The sequence below is a fragment of the Cytophagales bacterium genome (genome assembly GCA_033344775.1).
Classification (GTDB): Bacteria; Bacteroidota; Bacteroidia; order Cytophagales; family Cyclobacteriaceae; genus JAWPMT01.
Genome location: JAWPMT010000005.1, coordinates 1,686,447 through 1,708,750, shown reverse-complemented (window position 1 = coordinate 1,708,750; position 22,304 = coordinate 1,686,447). Strand labels below are relative to the sequence as shown.

Below are 22,304 nucleotides of genomic sequence, written 5' to 3'. Positions count from 1 at the left end.
AGGAGGGCAAAAAAGACCGAGTGCCTGACTAGGGTATCTCTTTTGGCGATTTAGTTTGATGAGTTGCTGCCTTAAAAAGGGATTCACCCCCCACTAAACAACATCTTTAGCCGTTGCCCAAAGGTCGGTCCTTTGAGTCCCAATTGCTTTTGCATGGTAGCGGCGACTTTCATGATGCCCTTCATCGGCCGTATGAACACTTTGAATTCGGTGATCAGACCTTGCTCATCCCAGGTGATCATGTCAATGCCTTCAATGAAAATACCCTCGATTTTTGAATGGAAAACCAACACGGCACTTTGTTCATCGACCACTTCCTTTACATAGGTAAAATGCTCTGCTTCATTGAACATTCTTGCAGCCGCTGACAAGAATTGCTTGGTAAGCGCTTTGCCTTCCTTGGGTTGGAAAACCAGGGGAGAATAGAACACACAATCATCATGGAAGATCTCGTCGAAGATGGAGATGTCTTGCTTTTCTACCAGCTCATGCCAGCGAGGTAACGGGGAATTGGCCATCTCTCAAATGTAGAGCTTCTGTTCATAAAGCGACTACCCTTGATCTGAATATTCGTTAAGTTTGAATGAAGACTAAACTATTCAAACAATGAGAGGCGTTTCGAGCAAATTGATTTGCTATTTATTAATGTTTATTGGTGTTGTTAACCAGCTTTCAGCACAAAGTGAATTTATTACCGTTTGGAAAACGGATAATCCTGGAATATCAGCAGAAAATCAGGTATTTATAAATACCATCGGGGAAGGATATGACTTTACAATTGATTGGGGAGATGGCGAAGTGGAACATAATAGGAATGGTGATGTTTCACATACCTATGATGCCAAAGGCATATACACCATAAAAATATCAGGGGGGTTTCCCCGGATTTTCTTCAATTATATTTCAGATCAAAAGAAAATTCTTGAGGTACAACAATGGGGAGATATCGCATGGTCTTCCATGGAAGAAGGTTTTAGGGGCTGCACTAACTTAAGGGTTTCGGCCACGGATGCCCCTGATTTGAGTAGAGTAACCAGCATGAAAAAGATGTTTGATGGGGCTACAGTATTTAATGATCCCATTAACCACTGGGATGTAAGCAATGTGACCGACATGGAGGAGCTCTTTAGGAGAGCTACGAATTTTAATCAAAATATCAGTGATTGGGACGTTAGTTCCGTCGTGAATTTTGCATTTGCATTTTCAGAAGCTAGCTCCTTCAATCAACCTTTAAACAATTGGGACATGTCATCTGCAGAGATCCTGGAATGGATGTTCCATCGAGCTGCCAGCTTCAATCAACCATTAAGAGATTGGGACTTAAGCAATGCGAAAAATATCAATTTCCTGTTTCAGGAAGCCAATCATTTCAATCAGGATGTCTCTACCTGGAATGTTAGCAGCGTTGAAAGTATGCAAGACCTTTTCTCTTTGGCAAGTGCATTTAATCAATCACTTGGAGATTGGGATATTTCCAATGTCACTGAAATAGACGCTATTTTTAACGGTACTTCCATTTCACAAATAAATTACGATGCGACACTTATTGGATGGGGAAACCTAACCACACCCCCCTCAGGTATAAACCTTTCTGTAAGTAATTTACCCTTTTGCGCCGGATCCACAGCTCGTCAAAGACTGATCGACAACTTTTCCTGGATAATTAATGGAGACGTTCAAGCTTGCCTCACCCCTAGTGCTTTTGTGTCAACGTGGAACACTCAAATAGCTGGTATTTCAGGATCAAATCAAATTACGATTCCTACTACTGGTTCGGGATACAATTATTCCGTGGATTGGGGAGACGGCATGATGGATACGGGTGTTACTGGAGATATTACACATACATACGCAGAAGCGGGTAAATATGTGGTTACGATAACTGGAGATTTTCCACGAATTTTTTTTAACGGAAGTGGTGATCGAAACAAACTGCTATTTGTCAATCAGTGGGGAGATATAACATGGGAATCCATGAGCAATGCCTTCAAAGGCTGTGAGAATTTGAAGGTATTCGCAGTAGATGCTCCTGACTTATCTCTTGTAACGGATATGTCTGGGATGTTCTATGACTGTCGGTCATTTAATCAACCCATAGGTCACTGGAATGTGAGCCAGATCGAAAAAATGGGGGAATTGTTTCGGGGAGCCACAAGCTTTAATCAACCTTTGGAGGCTTGGAATGTGGGGCGTGTTTCCGACATGAGTTACCTCTTTTATCAGACAATCAGATTTGATCAACCTCTGAATAATTGGGATGTTAGCTCAGTGCAAACCATGTCCAATATGTTCAATCGGGCCTGGGATTTCGATCAACCATTGAACAACTGGATAACGTCAAGTTTAACTGACTTGAGTTGGACATTCGCAAATACACGTACATTTAATCAACCTTTAAGTAACTGGGATGTTTCCAGAGTAACTGATTTTGAGGCTGCCTTTTCCAGTTCACATGCTTTCAACCAGGCTTTAGAGAAATGGGATGTGAGTAGTGGAAACTTTTTTTTGAGGATGTTCTCCAATTCCCTCCAGTTTAATCAGGCTTTGGGAAATTGGGACATAAGTAATGCAGAATCCATGGTTTTTATGTTTACCAATTCTGTCATTTCCGTAGAAAATTATGATGAGACAATTACTGGTTGGTCAGCACTCACTATTCCTCCAAATTCGATATTGTTTGATAATATAGAGGTCACTTATTGTGAGTCTGAGTCCGCTCGACAATCATTGATCAATGAACATGCGTGGACTTTTTTCAATGATGAAAAGTTATGCCTCGATCAAGTCTCCACTGTCGCGTTTGTCACAAAGTGGAAAACCAATAATCCAGGAGCCTCAGCAGCTGATCAAATTACAATACCCGCTTCCAGTGGCGGTTTTAATTTCAATGTGGATTGGGGAGATGGTAGCACAGATGAGTCTATCACCAATACCATTACTCATACCTATGATCAGCCTGGGATCTATGAGGTAATTATCACTGGGATATTTCCTAGAATTCTTTTCAACAACGAGGGAGATAAAGATAAAATCATAGATATCATGCAATGGGGAGATCAGAAGTGGACTTCCATGAAAAATGCATTTTACGGATGTACGCAGTTGAACATTTCAGCCACAGACGCCCCGGACCTTTCTGGAGTGATTGATTTAACCAGGATGTTCTCAGGAGCGACATCTTTCAATAGTGATATCAATCATTGGGATGTTTCTTTCGTCAAAACAATTCATCGCTTGTTCGAAGGAGCAATAGAATACAACCAGCCACTTCATGATTGGGATGTGTCAAACGTAGAGGACATGAGCTATGCTTTTAAAAGTGCCTACAGATTTAATCAGGCATTAAATGACTGGGACGTAAGCAATGTCGCTACTATGCGTAGCATGTTTGATTTCGCATTTGATTTCAATCAACCTCTAAATGGTTGGGATGTTAGTCGGGTGACAGATTTTGGAGGTATTTTCGAAGTGGCAGTATCTCTTGATCAATCATTTGAGGGTTGGGACATTTCCAGCGCTGTTGCTTCTGCATTTTCTACAGATTTCTCATTTTTAAGTTTATCTTATTCGAATTACGATGCTACGCTGCGGGCCTGGTCAGCTCTGGACAATGTGCCTGAGAATCTGAAGGTTAGCCGTTTTGGATTTTATTGTGATAGTGAATCCGCTAAGAACACTTTGGTCAACGATCATGGTTGGAACATATCAGATTTTGGACAGAAGTGCATTTGGGTTTCACAGGATCGTGTTAATATAGCTGAGAATGAGGTTCAGGGCTATCGCCCTTTGAAATTGGATGTTATTTATGCAGGTGAGCTTGAGCTTTCATTCACTTTAGGCGGAACACTGGCAGCTGCTTTTTCGGTGAATCCTGTAACACAAGAACTCGTTTTAGAGCAGCCTGATTTGTTGGATTCACATGCTGAAACCACTGGTTCCGTCATAGTAACTGTATCCGATGGGGAAATCAATGATTCGGGTTGGATTACTGTAAGTGTAATACCTGAAGTAGAACCGGGTTTTGTACTATCTCCCGCTAATTTGTTTGCCAAAGAGAATCAAGAATCTCAATATACCTTGGACATAGATGGATACACTTCTTCCGAGCTTTCTTACTCTCTGAGTGGACCGGATGTCTCGTTTTTTGAGATAAATGGTCTTACTGGGGAATTGTCCTTTTCTGTACAGGACTTTGAGAATCCTTTAGATGCGGATCAGGATAACAATTATGAAATTGTTGTTGCCGCCAGGGACCTTTACAATACAAGAAGTCATGAAGTGACGGTTAGTGTAACGGATGCAAATGAGGCACCATCTTTTGAGATTTCGGCGATGCAACTTACTTCGGAAAACGAAAGTTCACTGGCTCTTCAAGCATTCGACCCTGAAAATGACGACCTTACTTACACGGTCATTGACGGAGTTGACTTGGAATATTTTTCCATCGACGCTTCATCAGGTAAGCTTTCATTTAGTGAGCTCCCAAATTTTGAATCACCTGCTGATACCGATGGCGATAATATTTATGAAGTAGAGGTTCAGGCATCTGACGGGACTTTTCATGTGACTCAGGCTTTTTCAATTGAGGTAACTGATGTTGATGAGGCACCAGTCTTTTCTTCAAATACTGTCTTCGAGATGATTGAAAATCTCAATAACGTTATCAGCCTCTCTGCAGCGGATCCAGAAGGTTCTGATGTTACCTTTTCAATTTATGCCGGTGCAGATTTAGACTTCTTCTTGGTAGATCCTGCAACCGGTGAACTGTCCTTCACTTTTTCACCGGATTTTGAGGTTCCTATTGATGAAGATGAAGATAATGCATACGAAGTGGTTCTACATGCCTCGGATGGTTCGAATACTTCTACTCAATCACTTTCGATTACGATAATTGATGAAAATGAGTCCCCCTCCATTTCATCAAACTTGACTGCCTCAATTAATGAGAACACCACAGCCGTAACCACTGTAACAGCTAATGATCCAGAAAGCAATAGCTTGACTTATTCTTTATCTGGAGGTTTTGACGAAAGCCAGTTCGAGATAGATGGTTCAACGGGAGTTTTGATGTTTAAGAATGCGCCAGACTTTGAGAATCCAGTCGATGAGAATATGGACAATATTTACGAATTAGAAGTAGGGATAAGTGATGGAACGAATGCCATCAACCAGCCCTTGAGCATCATGATAATTGATGAAAATGAGTCCCCCTCCATTACATCAAACTCGACTGCCTCAATTAATGAGAACACCACAGCCGTAACCACTGTAACAGCTAATGATCCAGAAAGCAATAGCTTGACTTATTCTTTATCTGGAGGTTTTGACGAAAGCCAGTTCGAGATAGATGGTTCAACGGGAGTTTTGATGTTTAAGAATGCGCCAGACTTTGAGAATCCAGTCGATGAGAATATGGACAATATTTACGAATTAGAAGTAGGGATAAGTGATGGAACGAATGCCATCAACCAGCCCTTGAGCATCATGATAATTGATGAAAATGAGTCCCCCTCCATTACATCAAACTCGACTGCCTCAATTAATGAGAACACCACAGCCGTAACCACTGTAACAGCTACTGATCCAGAAAGCAATAGCTTGACTTATTCTTTATCTGGAGGTTTTGACGAAAGCCAGTTCGAGATAGATGGTTCAACGGGAGTTTTGATGTTTAAGAATGCGCCAGACTTTGAGAATCCAGTCGATGAGAATATGGACAATATTTACGAATTAGAAGTAGGGATAAGTGATGGAACGAATGCCATCAACCAGCCCTTGAGCATCATGGTAGTGGATGAAAATGAATCGCCCTCCATTACATCAAACTCGACTGCCTCAATTAATGAGAACACCACAGCCGTAACCACTGTAACAGCTACTGATCCAGAAAGCAATAGCTTGACTTATTCTTTATCTGGAGGTTTTGACGAAAGCCAGTTCGAGATAGATGGTTCAACGGGAGTTTTGATGTTTAAGAATGCGCCAGACTTTGAGAATCCAGTCGATGAGAATATGGACAATATTTACGAATTAGAAGTAGGGATAAGTGATGGATCGAATGCCATCAACCAGCCCTTGAGCATCATGATAATTGATGAAAATGAGTCCCCCTCCATTACATCAAACTCGACTGCCTCAATTATTGAGAACACCACAGCCGTAACCACTGTAACAGCTAATGATCCAGAAAGCAATAGCTTAACTTTTTCTTTATCTGGAGGTTTTGACGAAAGCCAGTTCGAGATAGATGGTTCAACGGGAGTTTTGATGTTTAAAAATGCGCCAGATTTTGAGAATCCAGTCGATGAGAATATGGACAATATTTACGAATTAGAAGTAGGGATAAGTGATGGAACCAATACCATCAACCAGCGCTTGAGCATCATGGTAGTGGATGAAAATGAATCGCCCTCCATTACATCAAACTCGACGGCCTCAATTATTGAGAACACCACAGCCGTAACCACTGTAACAGCTAATGATCCAGAAAGCAATAGCTTAACTTTTTCTTTATCTGGAAGTTCTGACGAAAGCCAATTCGAGATAGATGGTTCAACGGGAGTTTTGATGTTTAAAAATGCGCCAGACTTTGAGAATCCAGGCGATGAGGATATGGACAATATTTACGAATTAGAAGTAGGGATAAGTGATGGAACCAATACCATCAACCAGCCCTTGAGCATCATGGTAGTGGATGAAAATGAATCGCCCTCCATTACATCAAACTCGACGGCCTCAATTATTGAGAACACCACAGCCGTAACCACTGTAACAGCTACTGATCCAGAAAGCAATAGCTTGACTTATTCTTTATCTGGAGGTTTTGACGAAAGCCAGTTCGAGATAGATGGTTCAACGGGAGTTTTGATGTTTAAGAATGCGCCAGACTTTGAGAATCCAGTCGATGAGAATATGGACAATATTTACGAATTAGAAGTAGGGATAAGTGATGGAACGAATGCCATCAACCAGCCCTTGAGCATCATGGTAGTGGATGAAAATGAATCGCCCTCCATTACATCAAACTCGACTGCCTCAATTATTGAGAACACCACAGCCGTAACCACTGTGACAGCTACTGATCCAGAAAGCAATAGCTTGACTTATTCTTTATCTGGAGGTTCTGACGAAAGCCAATTCGAGATAGATGGTTCGACAGGAGTTTTGATATTTAAGAATGCGCCAGACTTTGAGAATCCAGGCGATGAGGATATGGATAATGAATTTGAGTTGATAATAAACGTATCAGACGGAGAGTTATCTGACCAATTAGAATTATCGATCACTGTTACAGATGAGTTGGAAACCATTACAAGTGTAGAACACGAGCATATTGAATTAAATGTATTTCCTAATCCTGTGTCAGAAATTTTAACAATCAATACGCCGGAGAGGGCTCTGTCAAATGTCAGACTGCAAGTCGTTGATCTTTCTGGAAAGAAATTACTCGAGGTATTTGATTCGGTTGGAATTTATGTTGGTGATTTGGAAAATGGCACTTACTTATTGAAAATTGATGGAGTACAATTGAATGAGATCATTCGTTTTATCAAAGTGGACTAGCCTTGTAACGAAGTTTGAATAATTAAGAATTGGAAAGTCTTTAAATTGGTGCTTATGATCTTTCCTAAGCTCATGGGTTTTCACTTTCTCGAAGTTTTACTTCTCTGTTTCCTTTTTTCCTGCTCAAGTCCGGAGCCTCAGCCCTTTGTGCCAGCGCAAATCTTCGGTGATCATATGGTCTTGCAACAGCAGGAAAGCGTAACCATTTGGGGAACAGGTACCCCGAATGATGAGGTAAAAGCACAGGGTAGCTGGAGTGACGAGTATGTGGCCACCCAGGTTAATGAGAATGGAGAGTGGCGTCTTGATCTACCAACGCCAGAAGCGGGAGGGCCTTACTTGCTGGATGTGGCACAAAGTGATTCGCTGATCCGCTTTGAGGATGTGATGATCGGGGAAGTGTGGCTGGCTTCAGGACAATCGAACATGGAAATGCCCCTGACGGGTTACCTACCTACCGAACCAATCAACAACTACGAGGAAGAAATTGCCAACGCGAACTATCCAGGCATTCGATTCATCACCGTGAAGCGGGCCATTTCGCCCATGCCGATCAATGAATTTGAAGGCGAGTGGAAGGTGATGAGCTCGGAAACAGCGGCCAAAAGCAGCGCCACGGCTTATTTTTTCGCGAGGAAGCTGCATCAGGAGCTTGGTGTCCCGGTTGGGATTATTCATTCGAGCTGGGGAGGTACGCCGGTGGAGTCATGGATCAGCAAAGACAAAATGCTTGAACTTGGAGAGTTTGAAAAGCAATTAGCCACCTTGGCCCCTGAGAAGATAGAAGTCTTTCAAGCCTGGTATGATCAGTTTCCGGCGCGTTCTTTCCCGGATAACGAAGCCGGCTGGGAGTCCCTTGATATGGAAGATGGACAATATGCTTTACCCGATTTTGATGACAGCAATTGGCGAACAACCAACTTGCCCGATGATATTGAAAACATGGAAGGAACCTATGCTGATGGAGCCGTTTGGTTTCGGAAGAAAGTGACCATCGACAACCTCAATGAAGCGTATACCTTTTCTGTAACCGAAGGAATCGATGACATGGAATCGCTGTACATCAATGGGAAGCCAGTGGCTTTTACTCTTTGCTGGAATTGCCCCAGGTCCTACGAGTTAAATGGCATTTTCAAAGAAGGCGAAAATCAAATCGCGATTCGATTGATTGATACAGGTGGCGGAGGTGGATTCCGTGGAGAAATGACACTGACCAGTGCCTCAGGACAGCAGATCGACGTGAATAAGGACTGGAAGTACTTAGCGGTAGCTGGAGTGTTTCAAGGAAAGCTACTAATGTTTGACGCCAATCAGGAGGCACTTAAAAATCCTCCGGCAGGCATAGCGGACTATCGGTTCGATTCGTGGACACCCAGTGGTTTATTCAACGCGATGATTAATCCGGTGATCCCTTATAACATCCAGGGTGCCATCTGGTACCAGGGGGAAAGTAATGTTGGACGAGCGGAACAATACGAAAAGACCTTTCCGGGCATGATCACCGACTGGCGTACACGCTGGAAGGGAGAATTTTCCTTCTACTTCGTGCAAATTGCTCCATTTGGCTATGGGAATGAGTTGTCCCCGGCACTGAGAGATGCACAACGCAAAACCCTGAGTATTCCAGGTACCGGTATGGCGAGTGCCATGGATATTGGCCATCCGACGAGTATTCATCCAGGAAATAAGCAAGATGTCGGCAAGCGTCTGGCGCTTTGGGCGTTGGCTAAAGATTATGGAAAATCGATCGTCCCTTCAGGTCCACTCTATAGCAACCATCGCGTAGAAGGAAGTAAGATCATTGTGACTTTTGATCATGCCGAAAGTGGTTTGATGTTGGCCGATGGCAAGGGCATGCCATTCGAGATTGCAGGGGGCGATGGGAAATTTGTACAGGCTGAAGCAGCACTGTTGGATGGTAACCTGGTGATCTGGTCCACCGACGTGTCCGAACCTAAACATGTTCGCTATGCATGGAAAGATTATGTGGATGCGGCCCTATTCAATGAAACGGGACTACCGGCTTCCTCTTTTAGCACAGAATGAAATGTTCTGCTGTGGATTACTCTTCTTTCTATCTACCAGGGTTGAATTTTCGGGTTTTGGTCCGATTGCATTCCTAATACGAAACATGAGCGGTGCGCCGATAACGTTGATCCTGGCTTAATTTGAGGTTTTTGATCAAAGATCGTCAGCTACTCTTTGCAGCTGAGATTTTTTAAATACTTAACCCGAAGACCCTGAATGAAGCGATTATTAGTACCTCTGCTGTTTACGCTTATCGTATGCTCTTGCCAGTCTCCTCAACAAGCACCCGCTCAGCAGGAAGCATCTGCAATTGCAGCCCCCAATGAATGGATCTATCTTTTTGATGGTAAAACAACCAACGGATGGCGCGCCTATAATGGTGATGCATTGCCTCCGGGCTGGGTAGCGAAGAACGGTGAATTGACCTTTGATACGGAACTGGGTTTGGAGCAGGATTACACAGGTGGTAAAGACATTATTTATGCCGCAGAAGAATTTGATAACTTTGAATTGTACCTGGAATGGAAACTGCCGGAAGGGGGAAATAGCGGAATTTTTTATCACCTAAAAGAAGGTTACGAAGCTCCATGGGAGGTGTCCCCGGAATACCAGATGATCGATGATGAAAATTATGCCGGTATTCATGACCTCACCGGATATAATACATCTTTGGGATACACTGAAAATGTCGATCAATTACAACCATTACAGAAGACTGCTTCGGATTATGCCATGTATCCTGCCAATGAAGATCAGAAGACCTTGAATCCCGTGGGCGAGTGGAATAGTACTAAAATTGTATTTACACCAGAGAAAGTCGAACACTGGCTGAACGGAAAGATGGTTGTCTCTTTCGTGCCATGGTCCGATGACTGGTATGAAAAGAAAAATAATGGTAAGTGGAGAGATGCTGAGAACTATGGTAAGTTCAAGTCCGGCTACATCGGATTGCAGGATCATTCCAGCCCCATTTGGTTCCGTAACATCAAATTGAGAAAACTATGAGCCAGCAACAACAAAACCTGAATAGAAGAAAATTCCTGAAAGGGTCGGCCGCACTGGCTTCCCTTACCTTTTTGCCCTCTACGACATGGGCTTCTATCAAACAGAATAAGCTCCGAACGGCACACATAGGCGTAGGAGGTATGGGTATGGAGGATTTGAAGTCCATGACTTCTCATCCTGCAGTAGATGTGATAGCGCTGTGTGATGTGGATTCTGATCGATTGAAGGTTGCTAGTAAGATGCACCCCAAAGCGAAGACTTTTGCTGATTATCGTACGATGATGGACAGCATGGCAGGTGACATAGATGCGGTAGTGGTTTCAACTCCTGACCACACCCATGCACCTGCTTCTATACGGGCCATGGAAATGGGCAAGGCAGTTTATTGTCAAAAACCTCTGACCCACCATGTGACCGAATCCCGGGCAATGGCCAAACTAGCCAGTGATAATAAGCTGATCACCCAAATGGGAATACAGGTACATTCTTTTTATGATTACAAGCTGGCGACTCATTTGATTCAAAAAGGGATCATTGGCCAAGTGAGCAAAGTACATGCCTGGTCACCAAAAAACTGGGGCTATGATGGACCATTACCAACTGGGAAGGATAAAGTGCCGAAGAACCTGGATTGGAACTTGTGGTTAGGCACTGCGCAGGAAAGAGACTATAAACAAGGCATGTATCATCCAGGCAATTGGCGCAAGCTGATGGATTATGGGTGCGGAACATTGGGTGATATGGGTGTGCACATTTTTGATACGCCTTACAATGCGTTGCAATTGGACGTACCCAGGACCATCAAAAACACCTGTCGGATTCCCAACGGATTTGGTTATCCTGAAAAAAATCAGGTGACCTATGAATTTCCGGGGACTCCCTACACGACCGATACCCTGACCTGGATTTGGTATGACGGAGAAGGCGCCCCCGCCTTGCATGAAGATTTACGTCTCCCTAATAACGAAACTTTACCTGACCAGGGCGCCATGTTCATTGGAGAAAAAGGCCGATTGTTATTGCCACATTTCCAACAATTGCCTCGATTGATCGTGGAAGGCAATTATGAAGACCTGGAGATCGATAAATACGATACGAAAGGCGAATTTGCTGAGCCCGTGAGAGACTATACCATAGAAGGAAACAAGCACTACCAGCAATTTACGGATGCATGCCTGGATCAAGGTAGCTGTACTGCGCCGTTTTCATATGCTGCTCGACTGACAGAAACCATTTTGCTGGGTGTCATTGCCGGACGTTTTCCTGGAGAGACATTGAATTGGGATCGAGAAAAAGCACTATTTGCTCAGTCAGAAGCTAATCCGTTCCTCGATGGAAATTACCGGAAGTTTTAGTGAATAGCCTGTCTTAACGCCAATTTGATCCTGACTAAAACCCGATCATTCCCATTTATGGCCTAAAAACCCATGTGGGTGTGATTGGTAAAGCTGCCTTCATTAGTTTTATGCGCAGAAAGGATCAAAACCATCAGTTACAGATGAAGAAATACATCAATCTGACCGTGTTTGTGCTCGGTCTGCTGGTCGCGTTCAGTGGTGTCGCACAACAGAAAAAACCCAAGTTTTCACATAGCCTGGATACATTCACGGATTCAAGGGACGGCAAGGTTTATAAGACCATTACCTTCAGGAGAAAGCACCATAGTGGCTATATAGAGCGTACATGGTATGCGGAGAATTCGAAGTACGAAGTGGAGGGCTCATTGTGCTATGATGACTTGAAAGAGTACTGCGACGCGTTTGGTCGCCTCTACAATTATGAACAGGCCAACTTAGCTTGCCCTCCGGGATGGCACGTGCCTACCATCGTCGAGTGGAAACACTTGTTTCAGTTCTTTGAAGGGGTACATCATGCAGCTAAGCACCTGCATCAGGGAGGTGATAGTGATATGAACATGTTGTTTGGAGGCTTTGCTTCACATGGTAAAGAATTCCAACAGGCAGGATCCAGTGGCAACTGGTGGGACAATGAGCTGAAAGACAGTAATACAGCGGGAATCATTACCCTGCAAAAAGGATCCGAACAGATTTTTCATTCGAAAGTAGGTGACCTCTACTTTTTGAGTACGCGTTGCGTGAAGTTCCATAACTGATTCCTTCCGGTTGTAAGATTGGCACGTGGGGTTGTTTCCCTTCTGTGTATTTTCACGGTTGAAATCATAAGCTGAAAATACATGAGTGCGATTGCATGGAAAACCGTAAAGGAATACGAAGATATTACATACAAAAAAGCGAATGGCGTTGCGCGAATCGCATTTAATCGACCTAACGTTAGAAACGCTTTCCGTCCGAAAACCGTAGCTGAACTTTTTGAGGCATTCGTCGATGCCAGAGAAGATACGACTATTGGTGTGGTGTTGCTGTCAGCAGAAGGCCCTTCGACCAAAGATGGGGTTTATTCCTTTTGCAGTGGTGGTGATCAAAATGCCCGTGGCCATCAGGGGTATGTGGATGATGAGGGAATGCCCCGACTCAATATTCTGGAAGTTCAGCGACTCATCCGCTTCATGTCCAAGGCAGTCATTGCCGTGGTTCCAGGTTGGGCTGTTGGAGGCGGACATAGTTTACACGTCGTTTGTGACCTGACACTTGCGAGTAAAGAACACGCCATCTTTAAACAAACGGATGCGGACGTTACCAGCTTTGATGGAGGATATGGATCTGCCTACCTGGCCAAGATGGTTGGCCAAAAGAAAGCGCGTGAGATTTTCTTTTTAGGTAGAAATTATTCCGCTCAGGAGGCTTATGAAATGGGTATGGTCAATGCGGTGATCCCTCATGATGAGTTGGAGGATACTGCTTATCAATGGGCCCAAGAGATCCTGGCCAAATCACCAACTTCCATCAAGATGCTCAAATTTGCCTTCAATCTCACGGACGATGGTATGGTAGGGCAACAGGTCTTCGCGGGAGAAGCTACACGTCTGGCTTACATGACTGATGAAGCAAAAGAAGGGCGAAATGCCTTCCTGGAGAAGCGTAAGCCTGACTTCAAAGACATCAAATACATTCCATAATCGGTACGCATGAAAAAGCTTTATTCCTTATTTCTATTCATCGCCTTAGTGGCTTGTAGCACCCAAAAAGAAACGGAAACGAACGGAGAAGAACAAATGACAATGCTTCCTATTTTAGTCGGAACTTACACCGCGGGAATTAGTGAAGGAGTTTATCAAGTTAACTTCAACCCAGAAGATGGTTCGTTTGGTGAGGCCTATTTGATGGCCAAAACTGAAAATCCGTCCTACCTGGCGGTTTCAAAGATCAAAAAGAACGTCTATGTGGTAAACGAGAATGAGAATGGCACCTTGAGTACATTCGAATGGAACAGCCAAGGTTCTCTTAATTTGGTGGCTACCAGAAGCGTGGAGGGAAAACATCCCTGTCACGTGTCAGTTAATGGAGATAATTCGATGATTTCAGTGGCGAATTACAGTTCAGGTAATGTTGCCGTATTCCAATCGGTTGCCGAATTGGTGGAAGGAGGCAGTTTTCATCAGCATGAAGGGAAAGGAACTCACTGGCGTCAAGATGCTCCTCATGCACATTTCAGTACATTTTCGAAGGACGGAAAATACCTGTATGCGGTCGATCTGGGAATTGACGAAGTGAAAGTCTACGATATCGTCAATGGTAATATAAGTGGTGCAAGAACAGCCTTTAAAACAGATGCGGAAGATGGACCCAGGCACCTGGATTTTCACCCTGGCCAGGACTTAGTATATGTATTGAACGAATTGAGTAATACGGTGACGGCTTGTGAAATACTGGATGATGGGACATTCAAGCCTTTGAATAAAGTAAGTGCACTGCCGGAAGGATATGAAGGAGATACCAAAGCGGCGGACATTCATGTCAGTGCAGAGGGTAAATATTTGTATTACTCCAATCGGGGCTTTCATAGCATCTCGGTGTTCAGCTTAGATGGGAATGGAGGCATGGATTTGATTGGGCATGCTACGGAAGGAATCACTAATCCCCGGAGCTTTACTTTGTCACCCGATGGTAAATTCCTGATCGTTGCCAATCAGGATACGGACAACATCATTTCTTTCAAAGTAGGTGCCGATGGGTTGCTTACCTCAACTGGCCATGAGGTAAAGGTAGGTACGCCTGTTTGCGTCAAGTTTTATTGAAGTTGATGGAGAACCAGCTGAAACAAAAGACCAATTCCGAGGACATTAGCTATGGACTCTGGAATGCGATCCCTGATACCTATGTCGCTGAAATTTGTGCGGGTGCAGGTTATGACTGGATTGTAATCGATGCAGAACATGGGCCCTTTGACGAGCGCACGATCTTACCGCAACTGCAAGCCATGGGGGCTTACCCGAATACACAAGTGCTTGTTCGCCCGCCATCGGCGAATCCCGTATTTCTAAAGAAAATGCTGGACTATGGGGTGCAGTCCTTTGTCATTCCGATGATCGAAACCAAAGAACAAGCAGAGGCAATGGTACATGCCGTACTTTATCCTCCAGAGGGAATTAGAGGAGTGGCACCGGCGATGGCCAGGGCATCTCGCTGGGGTGCAGTTGAAAACTATGCGCATGATGCCAATGATGAGATCTGTTTGATCTTGCAAATAGAGTCCCGAAAAGGGATTGAAAATCTGGAAGAAATCTGTAAGGTACAAGGTGTGGATGGTTTGTTCATCGGCCCTGCAGATCTGGCAGCTTCATACGGCTACATTGGTGATACGGATCACCCTGAAATTGAACAGATCATACAGGATTCCTTGAAGACCATCCGACAGAGTGGTAAAACGGCTGGCATACTGGCATTAAAAGAAGAGGAAGTTCAGTCATACATGGAACAGGGAGCGAACTTCATTGGAATAGGAGTAGACCTGTTAATGCTGGTTTCCCAGGTCCGCGGAACGATTGAGAAGTATAAACAAGGGTAATTACGCACCAAGTTTGTGTCCTTGCCAATCAACAACTTTTGCGTCAAAGTTTATGTCTTCACAAACTTAAGACTTGCACTATCCTGATTGGGAACATCGCTTTTTGATCGTTTGAGAGGACTCAAACGATGGCCTTAGGGGAAATTGTGCGACAAAGTTTGTGTCTCCACAAACTCTTCGATGGCTTAAAATAAGATGAATGAATAGAATGTTAAATCGTCTTGATCTTCTGCATCAGTACCGGACGATGAGCCCGGCTTACCGGTATTACCTTGTCTTTGATGACCAGATTTGTTTCTTCAATATCCACAATCTTCGTCAGGTTGACAATGTAGGAGCGGTGCACTTTCAGGAAGTCCTCACTCTTGATCTTCTCATCAATGTTTTTCAACGTGGAATGCACAATGTATTTACCGTGATTGGTCACGAAAGTCACATAATCCCCAAGTGATTCCACGTACAAAATATCAACAAAATCCAGGCGAATGTATCGGCCATTGACCCGGACATAAATGTCATTTTGCAGGTCCTTGCTGGTATCAATATTAGTTTGCAATTCCTTGGCCCGTTCCACTGCTTTCATGAGTCGTGGCAGGTCAACAGGTTTCGGTACAAAATCGGTTACATGATATTCAAAGGCCTCCAGCGCATATTGTGTATGGCCTGTGATGAATATAATTTGAGGAAGGTCATCCAGTGATTTTACCAGGTCCATTCCTGTGAAATCAGGCATGTCAATGTCCAGAAAGACGAGATCGACCTTGTTCGTCTTCAAAAACTTCATGGCTTCTAAGCCATTGTCGAAGCTTTTGAGGATATGTACATCTTCAATCTTGTCGCACAGGGCATTCAACGAAACCCTGGCCATTTTATCATCATCTACAATCAAGCAATTCATACGTTGAACTCCTTTAAGCGGTGAAGTTCCTTTTCAATAAGCTTCTTACCATTTTCTACCTGGTTTTTCACCTCATTGAATTGCAAACTAATCATTTTCCTTAAGTCTTCCTCGTTTTTTGCTCCTTCAAACAACTTCATCAATTCGCTGAGTTCTGCCAGCCCTACCATCATGAAGTTAGGCTTGATCTTATGAGCTTGTGCCGAAAAAGCATTCCAATCTTCAGATTCTTTGTGCTTTTGGAGTGTGGATACTTCGCCATCAATTACCTGAAGAAATACCTGAAACATCATCGCTGCACGTGACACATCATTTCCGTAGAATTGCGTCAGGTAAGCTGAGTCTAGCGTTTCGCTATAGATGAAATTTTGATCACTCATTACCGGCTTGAATCTTTCATTCGACTGATTTAGAGCTTAAAACTAATTGATCCGATGGGAACAGAAATTGTTCCTTGGGATAAAAACGATGACAAATGGGATACTCGGCAAAACGATGTTATTTCGTGGTATGAAGATTGGACTCATTTCGGACACCCACAGCTTTCTGGACCCCAAGGTTTTTGAGTACTTTGAGCCTTGTGATGAGATCTGGCACGCAGGTGACATTGGCACGATTGAGTTGTACGATGAGCTGAATGAATTCCGCCCTACACATGCGGTATGGGGTAATATCGATGGTCATAAGATCCGAGAGGCGGTACCGGAAGATTTGTTATTAGGTCGTTCCGGAAAGACTTTTTTGATGACACATATTGCGGGTAAGCCACCTTCCTACAATAAACGTGTCCGTCAATTATTGGATCAACATCGACCTGATGTACTGATCTGCGGACATTCTCACATCCTGAAAGTAGAAATGGATAAGAAACGGAATGTTTTATTCATGAATCCTGGTGCGGCTGGGAGGCATGGGTTTCATAAAATAAAAACCCTGCTCCGGTTCGATGTGGAGCAGGGCACTTTGAAAAACCTTGAAGTGATCGAGTTAGGCCCACGGGCCAAAGGTTAATTCCCTTCTCTGATACTTTTAAATTCGGAACCTTCCTTCCACTTCGGAAAGCTGTTGGAATTGGCCAGTTGATCTCCGATGGTCAGATAAAGCATGGCATCCTGATATAGTCCGCCGTATTGCCAGTCAACTGCATCGTATTCATCCTGAGGGCGGTGATATCTTCCAGTCAGGTACGCATCCTTCTGCGCCTGGATGGCCTCAACGCCACCATCAACTGCTTCGTAATCGGCGCTTGCATATAAGGCAGGGACACCAATTTTAGCGAAATTGAAGTGATCTGATCGATAGAAATAACCTTTTCCGGCATCAGGATCGGGAATGATGTAGCGGTCCTGGGTTTTAGCGACCGTGGCGGCCAAATCATCCATGTCGGACTGGCCATAACCAATCACCGTCAGGTCCTTCATTTTACCGTTATACGATGCACCATCCATGTTGATGTTCGCGACAATTTTTTGAGGATCGAAAGTCGGATTTTCTGCATAGTACTGCGAGCCATACAATCCTTGTTCTTCCGCAGTAACCGCCAGGAACACCACGGTTCTTTTTGGCATGACTTCTTTATTCGCAAAAGCCTGAGCTAAACCGAGAAGTACCGCCGTACCGCTGGCATTATCCAACGCACCATTGTAAATGCTGTCACCGTCTATAGGAGTGCCGATACCCAAGTGATCCCAATGTGCACTATATACGATTGCTTCGTCAGGTTTCTCGGTTCCCTGAATTTGAGCGATCACGTTTTTTGAAGTATTTCTTTCGATGGTATTGGTCAAACCGATGCTGGTATTCATGCCCAGGCTGATGGGTTGAAAGTTTTTGTTTCGGGACATTTCACGGAAGTTCCTGAGATCTTTGCCCGAAGCTTCGAAGAGCTTGATCGCTGCATCTCTGGTGATCCAACCTTGCACGGCACACAGATTTCCAGGATCGCCATCCAGGGTTAACCTACCTCCGGACCAGGAGTTGCTGACGACCAGCCAAGGGTAGCCTGCTGGCACAGTTTCGTGGACAATGAAACATCCGGCAGCTCCTTGTCGGGCCGCTTCTTCATACTTATAGGTCCATCGGCCGTAATAGGTCATTTGCTCTCCTTTGAAAAGGGTACTGTCACCGCTACCGAATCCAGGATCATTGACCAGAACAATGACGGTTTTCCCTTTTACATCCAGTCCTTCATAATCATTCCAGCCATACTCAGGGGCCACAACGCCATAGCCCGCAAAGACCACCTCTGAATTGTCTAAACTCACGGACTCCACCGGCCGATCCGTATAGGCCACATATTCGTCATTGAGTGATAAAGTAACAGGTGTTTTTCCTCCTGTAACGCTCATGTTAGCATCGGGAGTACCATTGATCTGTACCATAGGGACATCCTGAAAGTAACTATCTCCATTTCCTGGCTCAAGGCCAATTTTTTCGAATTGCTCTTTGAGGTAGTTGATGGTTTTTTCTTCTCCTGGTGAGAATGGTTTACGTCCCTCAAAGGCATCCGATGAAAGTGTTTTGAGGTGATTGGCCACGGCAACTGTGTCGATTTCAAATTTCCCTGAGGTAGTTGACGATTCCGGAGACGAACAGCCATATAGAAATGCCAGGCAGACCAGGCCAAAAAAGGTACGTTTCATAAATGAACTAGGTTAAATGCTGCCAGCAAGTTGTGGAATGCATGTGAATTTTGCAACGGGAATACTACGTGCGGGAGCGAAACTTCTATTTCCCGCAATCACTGGAAAAAAAGTCAGTCACTTAAAGCGTCTACTATGACTTTTGTCAGTATTGACCGCAGATAGGACAGATATTTTTGTCCGCTCATAACGCATTTAGAACCTTATAATAACAAGCTATGGTAACCTGGGAGAAAAAGTATGAGACCGGTCAATCTCAAATCGATGAACAACATCAATCACTTTTCAATTACATCAATGACCTGGACGCGTGTATCAAGGATGGAGAATATGAAGGAACCCGAATGGCGATCATTTTGAACTTCTTTCAAATGTTTTGTGCCACACATTTCAAGCTGGAAGAAACCTGTATGCTACGAACGAAGTGTCCGGTGTATCAGAAGAACAAGATGGCACATGAGAATTTCCTTACTTATTACAAGAAGTTCCGAAAAGAGTTGACAGTGGCTACTGATAAGAAGTCCCTGCTGATCAAATTTCATGAAGCGCTGATCACCTGGTTGGTCAATCACATTGTGAAGATCGACATGTACATGAAGGAAGTTCAGGCGGAGACAACTCTGGTGGAAAATTGACTAAGTTTCTATGTGCATTTTGGTAGTTTTCCGTTACCGAATTCCACAATTATCAAAAAAGCAGATCGTATAAAGCAAATTCAAAGCCTACTTGGTAATGATTGGACCTATACTCACGCCCATGAGCTGCTATTGTTTTTGCAGCACAAAGATGATCGTGTGCGATTTTGGGTATTGGATACGTTGATAAAAGACCACCTGGAAGTCCTTAGAAATCAAACTGAAATGCTTCCGCTACTGGTTCCTCTTTTGTCTGATGCTTCTGGCCCGGTTGTGGATCGAACGGTCTGGGCCATCAATTGTACAGGTTCAGGAGCCATTCCGTATTTATTGGAGCAAATTGAAGGAGCTGATATCTCACTGAAGCGAGGTTTGTTTTGGGCCATAACGAAAAATTTTGAAGCACAAGAGTATCTGGAAGAGATCCTTACTGTTTTTGTGCCTTATATGGAGCATGCTCAATTATCAAAGATGGCTTTCAATTGTGTTTTCATATTGATAGAAGAGAAGGTGAAACGCAAGCAACCTTTGCCCGTTCATCTAGCTCAGATTAGAAGGCAAGCTAGATCTAACCTCGAACAGGTACTAAATGATTGTCGAGATGAGTTTTGGAAAGCCCGGTATCGACGCGTATTTGAAGAAGAAAACTGATACTTGACAGAGTGGATCATACCTGTGCTTTTATTCCATTTGATCTATCTTGGGATAAAAAACAAGCATGAATGGTCAAGGCGAAAAACACTGTCTGAACTGTGGAGCAGACTTGAGGGGTGATTTTTGTCATGCATGTGGACAATCTGCGAAAGTCCAACGATTGACTTTTATAGAAACCGTGCGCGATTTTTTTTCTTCTTCCTTTGCCCTGGAAGGACCTTTGCTCAAGACCATAAAAATGTTGCTGGTCAATCCAGGGACACTCTTTCGGGAATATGTGGCCGGAAAACGGAAAAAATACTACAAGCCCGTGGCCTTTTTTGTGTTGCTAACCGCACTATACATCATTGTACGAGCAGCCATCAACTACGATCCCTTTGAAAACAATCCACTACCTACGGATGTGCCGGAATCGAGGAAAAAGTTGATTGAGGCAGCGCAATTCATGGTCAAAAACATCAATAATATTCTGTTTACACTGGTGTTGTCCATTGCTATCTTTCAGAAATTGTTCTTCTTCAAGCGGTTCAATTTCACAGAGTACCTGACCATGAGTTTTTACATCGTCGGGATATACATTTTGTTTGGTACTGTCGTAGCACTTTTTAGCACGTACATCTATCCCCTAAATGCTAATATCAATCTGGTATTCATGTTTGTTCTGGTACTTTACAATTCCATTTCGTTGCATCGCAGTAAATCATTTTGGAGCCTTTTAAGGTATCCCATCGTGAGTGGTTTAAGCATGCTGGGCTATATGGCGATGGGTTATGGCTTATCTTTTTTGATCGTCAGTCTGCGCGGCTAACCCAACAACTTGATTTCCGTATTTGCGTAAGCTCTCAACATGCAATTTGAGCTTTCACTGGTCCAATTGATTACGATTTGTTCGATTGTCAATGGTCTTTTGTTTGGAACGCTCGTTTTGGAAAAGAAGGAAAACCGGAAGGCCAATCGTTTCCTGTCGTTATTGATCATCGCACTGTGTCTGACGTTCACGCCGTATATGCTTGATCCTGCCATTTGGGATCAATACCGATGGCTGGCCTGGTTGCCTTTTTCATTATCTTATTGGATCGGGCCTTCTCTTTATTTGTATGTACGTGCCCTGACCAGCTCAATTGCGGTCTCAAAAAAAGATGGCTGGCATTTTACACCAATCATTCTCAATTATCTACACAGTATTTACCACCTGTTCATTGACAGAGGGTACGCCTGGTTTCACCATACGGCTGAATTGCTTGAGTCCGCAGCGATCATTTCCATTTTGATCTATGCCTGGATCACTTATAAGCAGATCGGGAACTATCAACAATCGTTGCAGGATCAGGTATCAAACACCGATAGGCTGGATTTGCAGTGGATCAAGAAGGTCATTCAGGTATTGGTACTTTCTTTTTTGCTGATTCTGTTATTCATGGTGTTGAGCAGTGCCATACTGGGAAAAACAACCCTCGATGATTGGGACAATTTCCGCGAATTCATCTTGTTGATCTATGCCATGATGCTCTATTGGATCAGTATCAATGGTTTTCGACAGGCCCAGACGATTATTGTTCCAACATTCGAAGAGGAAGTGATACTTACCTCTGAAACCTCCGAGATTATAGTGGCACTGCATGCGTTGATGAAAGATCGGAAGCTCTTTCGTAATGCTGAACTGAGTTTGTCTGATCTAAGTAGAGATTCTGGTATTTCCGGAAGGTTGATTTCAAAGGCCTTGAACCAGGAACTTGGAAAGAATTACTTTCAGTTCATCAATGAATTTCGCGTTGAGGAAGTAAAGGCCAAGCTGCTGGACACTCAGCAAGATCACCTGACCATTTTGAGTATAGGTCTAGACGCAGGGTTCAATTCCAAAGCCAGTTTCAATCGGGTTTTCAAAAGCTACACCGGACTGACACCCAAAGAATTTAAAGTTAACAATTCAGGTCATTAGCATCTTCTGAGACC

Annotated in this window: 17 protein-coding genes; 13 read left to right on the top strand and 4 right to left on the bottom strand. The window is 43.7% G+C overall.

Going from position 1 to position 22,304, the window contains the following annotated elements; translation table 11 throughout:
* Positions 1-83 precede the first annotated feature (83 nt).
* Entirely contained in the window at positions 84-518 is a 435-nt protein-coding gene (locus R8G66_24905; protein MDW3195640.1) for a nuclear transport factor 2 family protein, read from the bottom strand.
* 88 nt (positions 519-606) lie between these two features.
* Between R8G66_24905 and R8G66_24900 the strand changes: the two genes are divergently transcribed.
* The 8 genes from R8G66_24900 (at position 607) to R8G66_24865 (ending at position 15,522) form a co-directional block, all read left to right on the top strand.
* Positions 607-7,563: a BspA family leucine-rich repeat surface protein gene (locus tag R8G66_24900; protein MDW3195639.1), complete on the top strand. Its 6,957-nt coding sequence runs from the start codon at positions 607-609 to the stop codon at positions 7,561-7,563.
* Positions 7,564-7,617: 54 nt separating this feature from the next.
* Positions 7,618-9,609 (top strand): sialate O-acetylesterase, encoded by a 1,992-nt coding sequence (locus tag R8G66_24895; protein ID MDW3195638.1) that lies wholly within the window; start codon positions 7,618-7,620, stop codon positions 9,607-9,609.
* 198 nt (positions 9,610-9,807) lie between these two features.
* Positions 9,808-10,596 carry a DUF1080 domain-containing protein gene (locus R8G66_24890; GenBank protein MDW3195637.1) on the top strand — a complete coding sequence of 263 codons (789 nt, stop codon included), beginning with the start codon at positions 9,808-9,810 and terminating at the stop codon, positions 10,594-10,596.
* Positions 10,593-11,951, top strand: a complete 1,359-nt coding sequence (locus R8G66_24885; GenBank protein MDW3195636.1) for a Gfo/Idh/MocA family oxidoreductase — start codon at positions 10,593-10,595, stop codon at positions 11,949-11,951. The genes R8G66_24890 and R8G66_24885 overlap by 4 nt, the downstream gene beginning before the upstream one ends.
* A 143-nt stretch (positions 11,952-12,094) precedes the next feature.
* Positions 12,095-12,709 carry an FISUMP domain-containing protein gene (locus R8G66_24880; protein ID MDW3195635.1) on the top strand — a complete coding sequence of 205 codons (615 nt, stop codon included), beginning with the start codon at positions 12,095-12,097 and terminating at the stop codon, positions 12,707-12,709.
* An 81-nt stretch (positions 12,710-12,790) separates the two neighbouring features.
* Positions 12,791-13,633: a 1,4-dihydroxy-2-naphthoyl-CoA synthase gene (locus R8G66_24875; protein MDW3195634.1), complete on the top strand. Its 843-nt coding sequence runs from the start codon at positions 12,791-12,793 to the stop codon at positions 13,631-13,633.
* A gap of 9 nt (positions 13,634-13,642) precedes the next feature.
* Complete coding sequence (locus tag R8G66_24870) at positions 13,643-14,752, top strand: lactonase family protein (protein MDW3195633.1); 1,110 nt, start codon at positions 13,643-13,645, stop codon at positions 14,750-14,752.
* Positions 14,753-14,757: 5 nt separating this feature from the next.
* Entirely contained in the window at positions 14,758-15,522 is a 765-nt protein-coding gene (locus tag R8G66_24865) for an aldolase/citrate lyase family protein (GenBank protein MDW3195632.1), read from the top strand.
* Positions 15,523-15,733: 211 nt separating this feature from the next.
* On the opposite strand, the gene R8G66_24860 is transcribed toward R8G66_24865, so the two are convergent.
* Both R8G66_24860 and R8G66_24855 read right to left on the bottom strand, forming a co-directional pair.
* Complete coding sequence (locus R8G66_24860) at positions 15,734-16,420, bottom strand: LytTR family DNA-binding domain-containing protein (GenBank protein MDW3195631.1); 687 nt, start codon at positions 16,418-16,420, stop codon at positions 15,734-15,736.
* On the bottom strand, positions 16,417-16,800 hold the full coding sequence (locus R8G66_24855) for an Hpt domain-containing protein (GenBank protein MDW3195630.1): 384 nt from the start codon (positions 16,798-16,800) through the stop codon (positions 16,417-16,419). The genes R8G66_24860 and R8G66_24855 overlap by 4 nt, the downstream gene beginning before the upstream one ends.
* 130 nt (positions 16,801-16,930) lie before the next feature.
* On the opposite strand from R8G66_24855, the gene R8G66_24850 reads away from it, so the two are divergent.
* Entirely contained in the window at positions 16,931-17,431 is a 501-nt protein-coding gene (locus tag R8G66_24850; GenBank protein ID MDW3195629.1) for a metallophosphoesterase family protein, read from the top strand.
* On the opposite strand, the gene R8G66_24845 is transcribed toward R8G66_24850, so the two are convergent.
* Positions 17,428-19,062: a M28 family metallopeptidase gene (locus R8G66_24845; protein ID MDW3195628.1), complete on the bottom strand. Its 1,635-nt coding sequence runs from the start codon at positions 19,060-19,062 to the stop codon at positions 17,428-17,430. The genes R8G66_24850 and R8G66_24845 overlap by 4 nt on opposite strands.
* Before the next feature lie 218 nt (positions 19,063-19,280).
* Between R8G66_24845 and R8G66_24840 the strand changes: the two genes are divergently transcribed.
* The 4 genes from R8G66_24840 (at position 19,281) to R8G66_24825 (ending at position 22,290) form a co-directional block, all read left to right on the top strand.
* Positions 19,281-19,697 (top strand): hemerythrin family protein, encoded by a 417-nt coding sequence (locus R8G66_24840; protein ID MDW3195627.1) that lies wholly within the window; start codon positions 19,281-19,283, stop codon positions 19,695-19,697.
* A gap of 138 nt (positions 19,698-19,835) precedes the next feature.
* Entirely contained in the window at positions 19,836-20,348 is a 513-nt protein-coding gene (locus R8G66_24835; protein ID MDW3195626.1) for a hypothetical protein, read from the top strand.
* A gap of 67 nt (positions 20,349-20,415) precedes the next feature.
* Entirely contained in the window at positions 20,416-21,159 is a 744-nt protein-coding gene (locus R8G66_24830) for a DUF3667 domain-containing protein (protein ID MDW3195625.1), read from the top strand.
* Positions 21,160-21,198: 39 nt separating this feature from the next.
* The gene (locus R8G66_24825; protein ID MDW3195624.1) at positions 21,199-22,290 is read left to right on the top strand and encodes a helix-turn-helix transcriptional regulator; all 1,092 of its coding nucleotides are present in this window, start codon (positions 21,199-21,201) and stop codon (positions 22,288-22,290) included.
* The last annotated feature ends 14 nt before the right edge of the window (positions 22,291-22,304 follow it).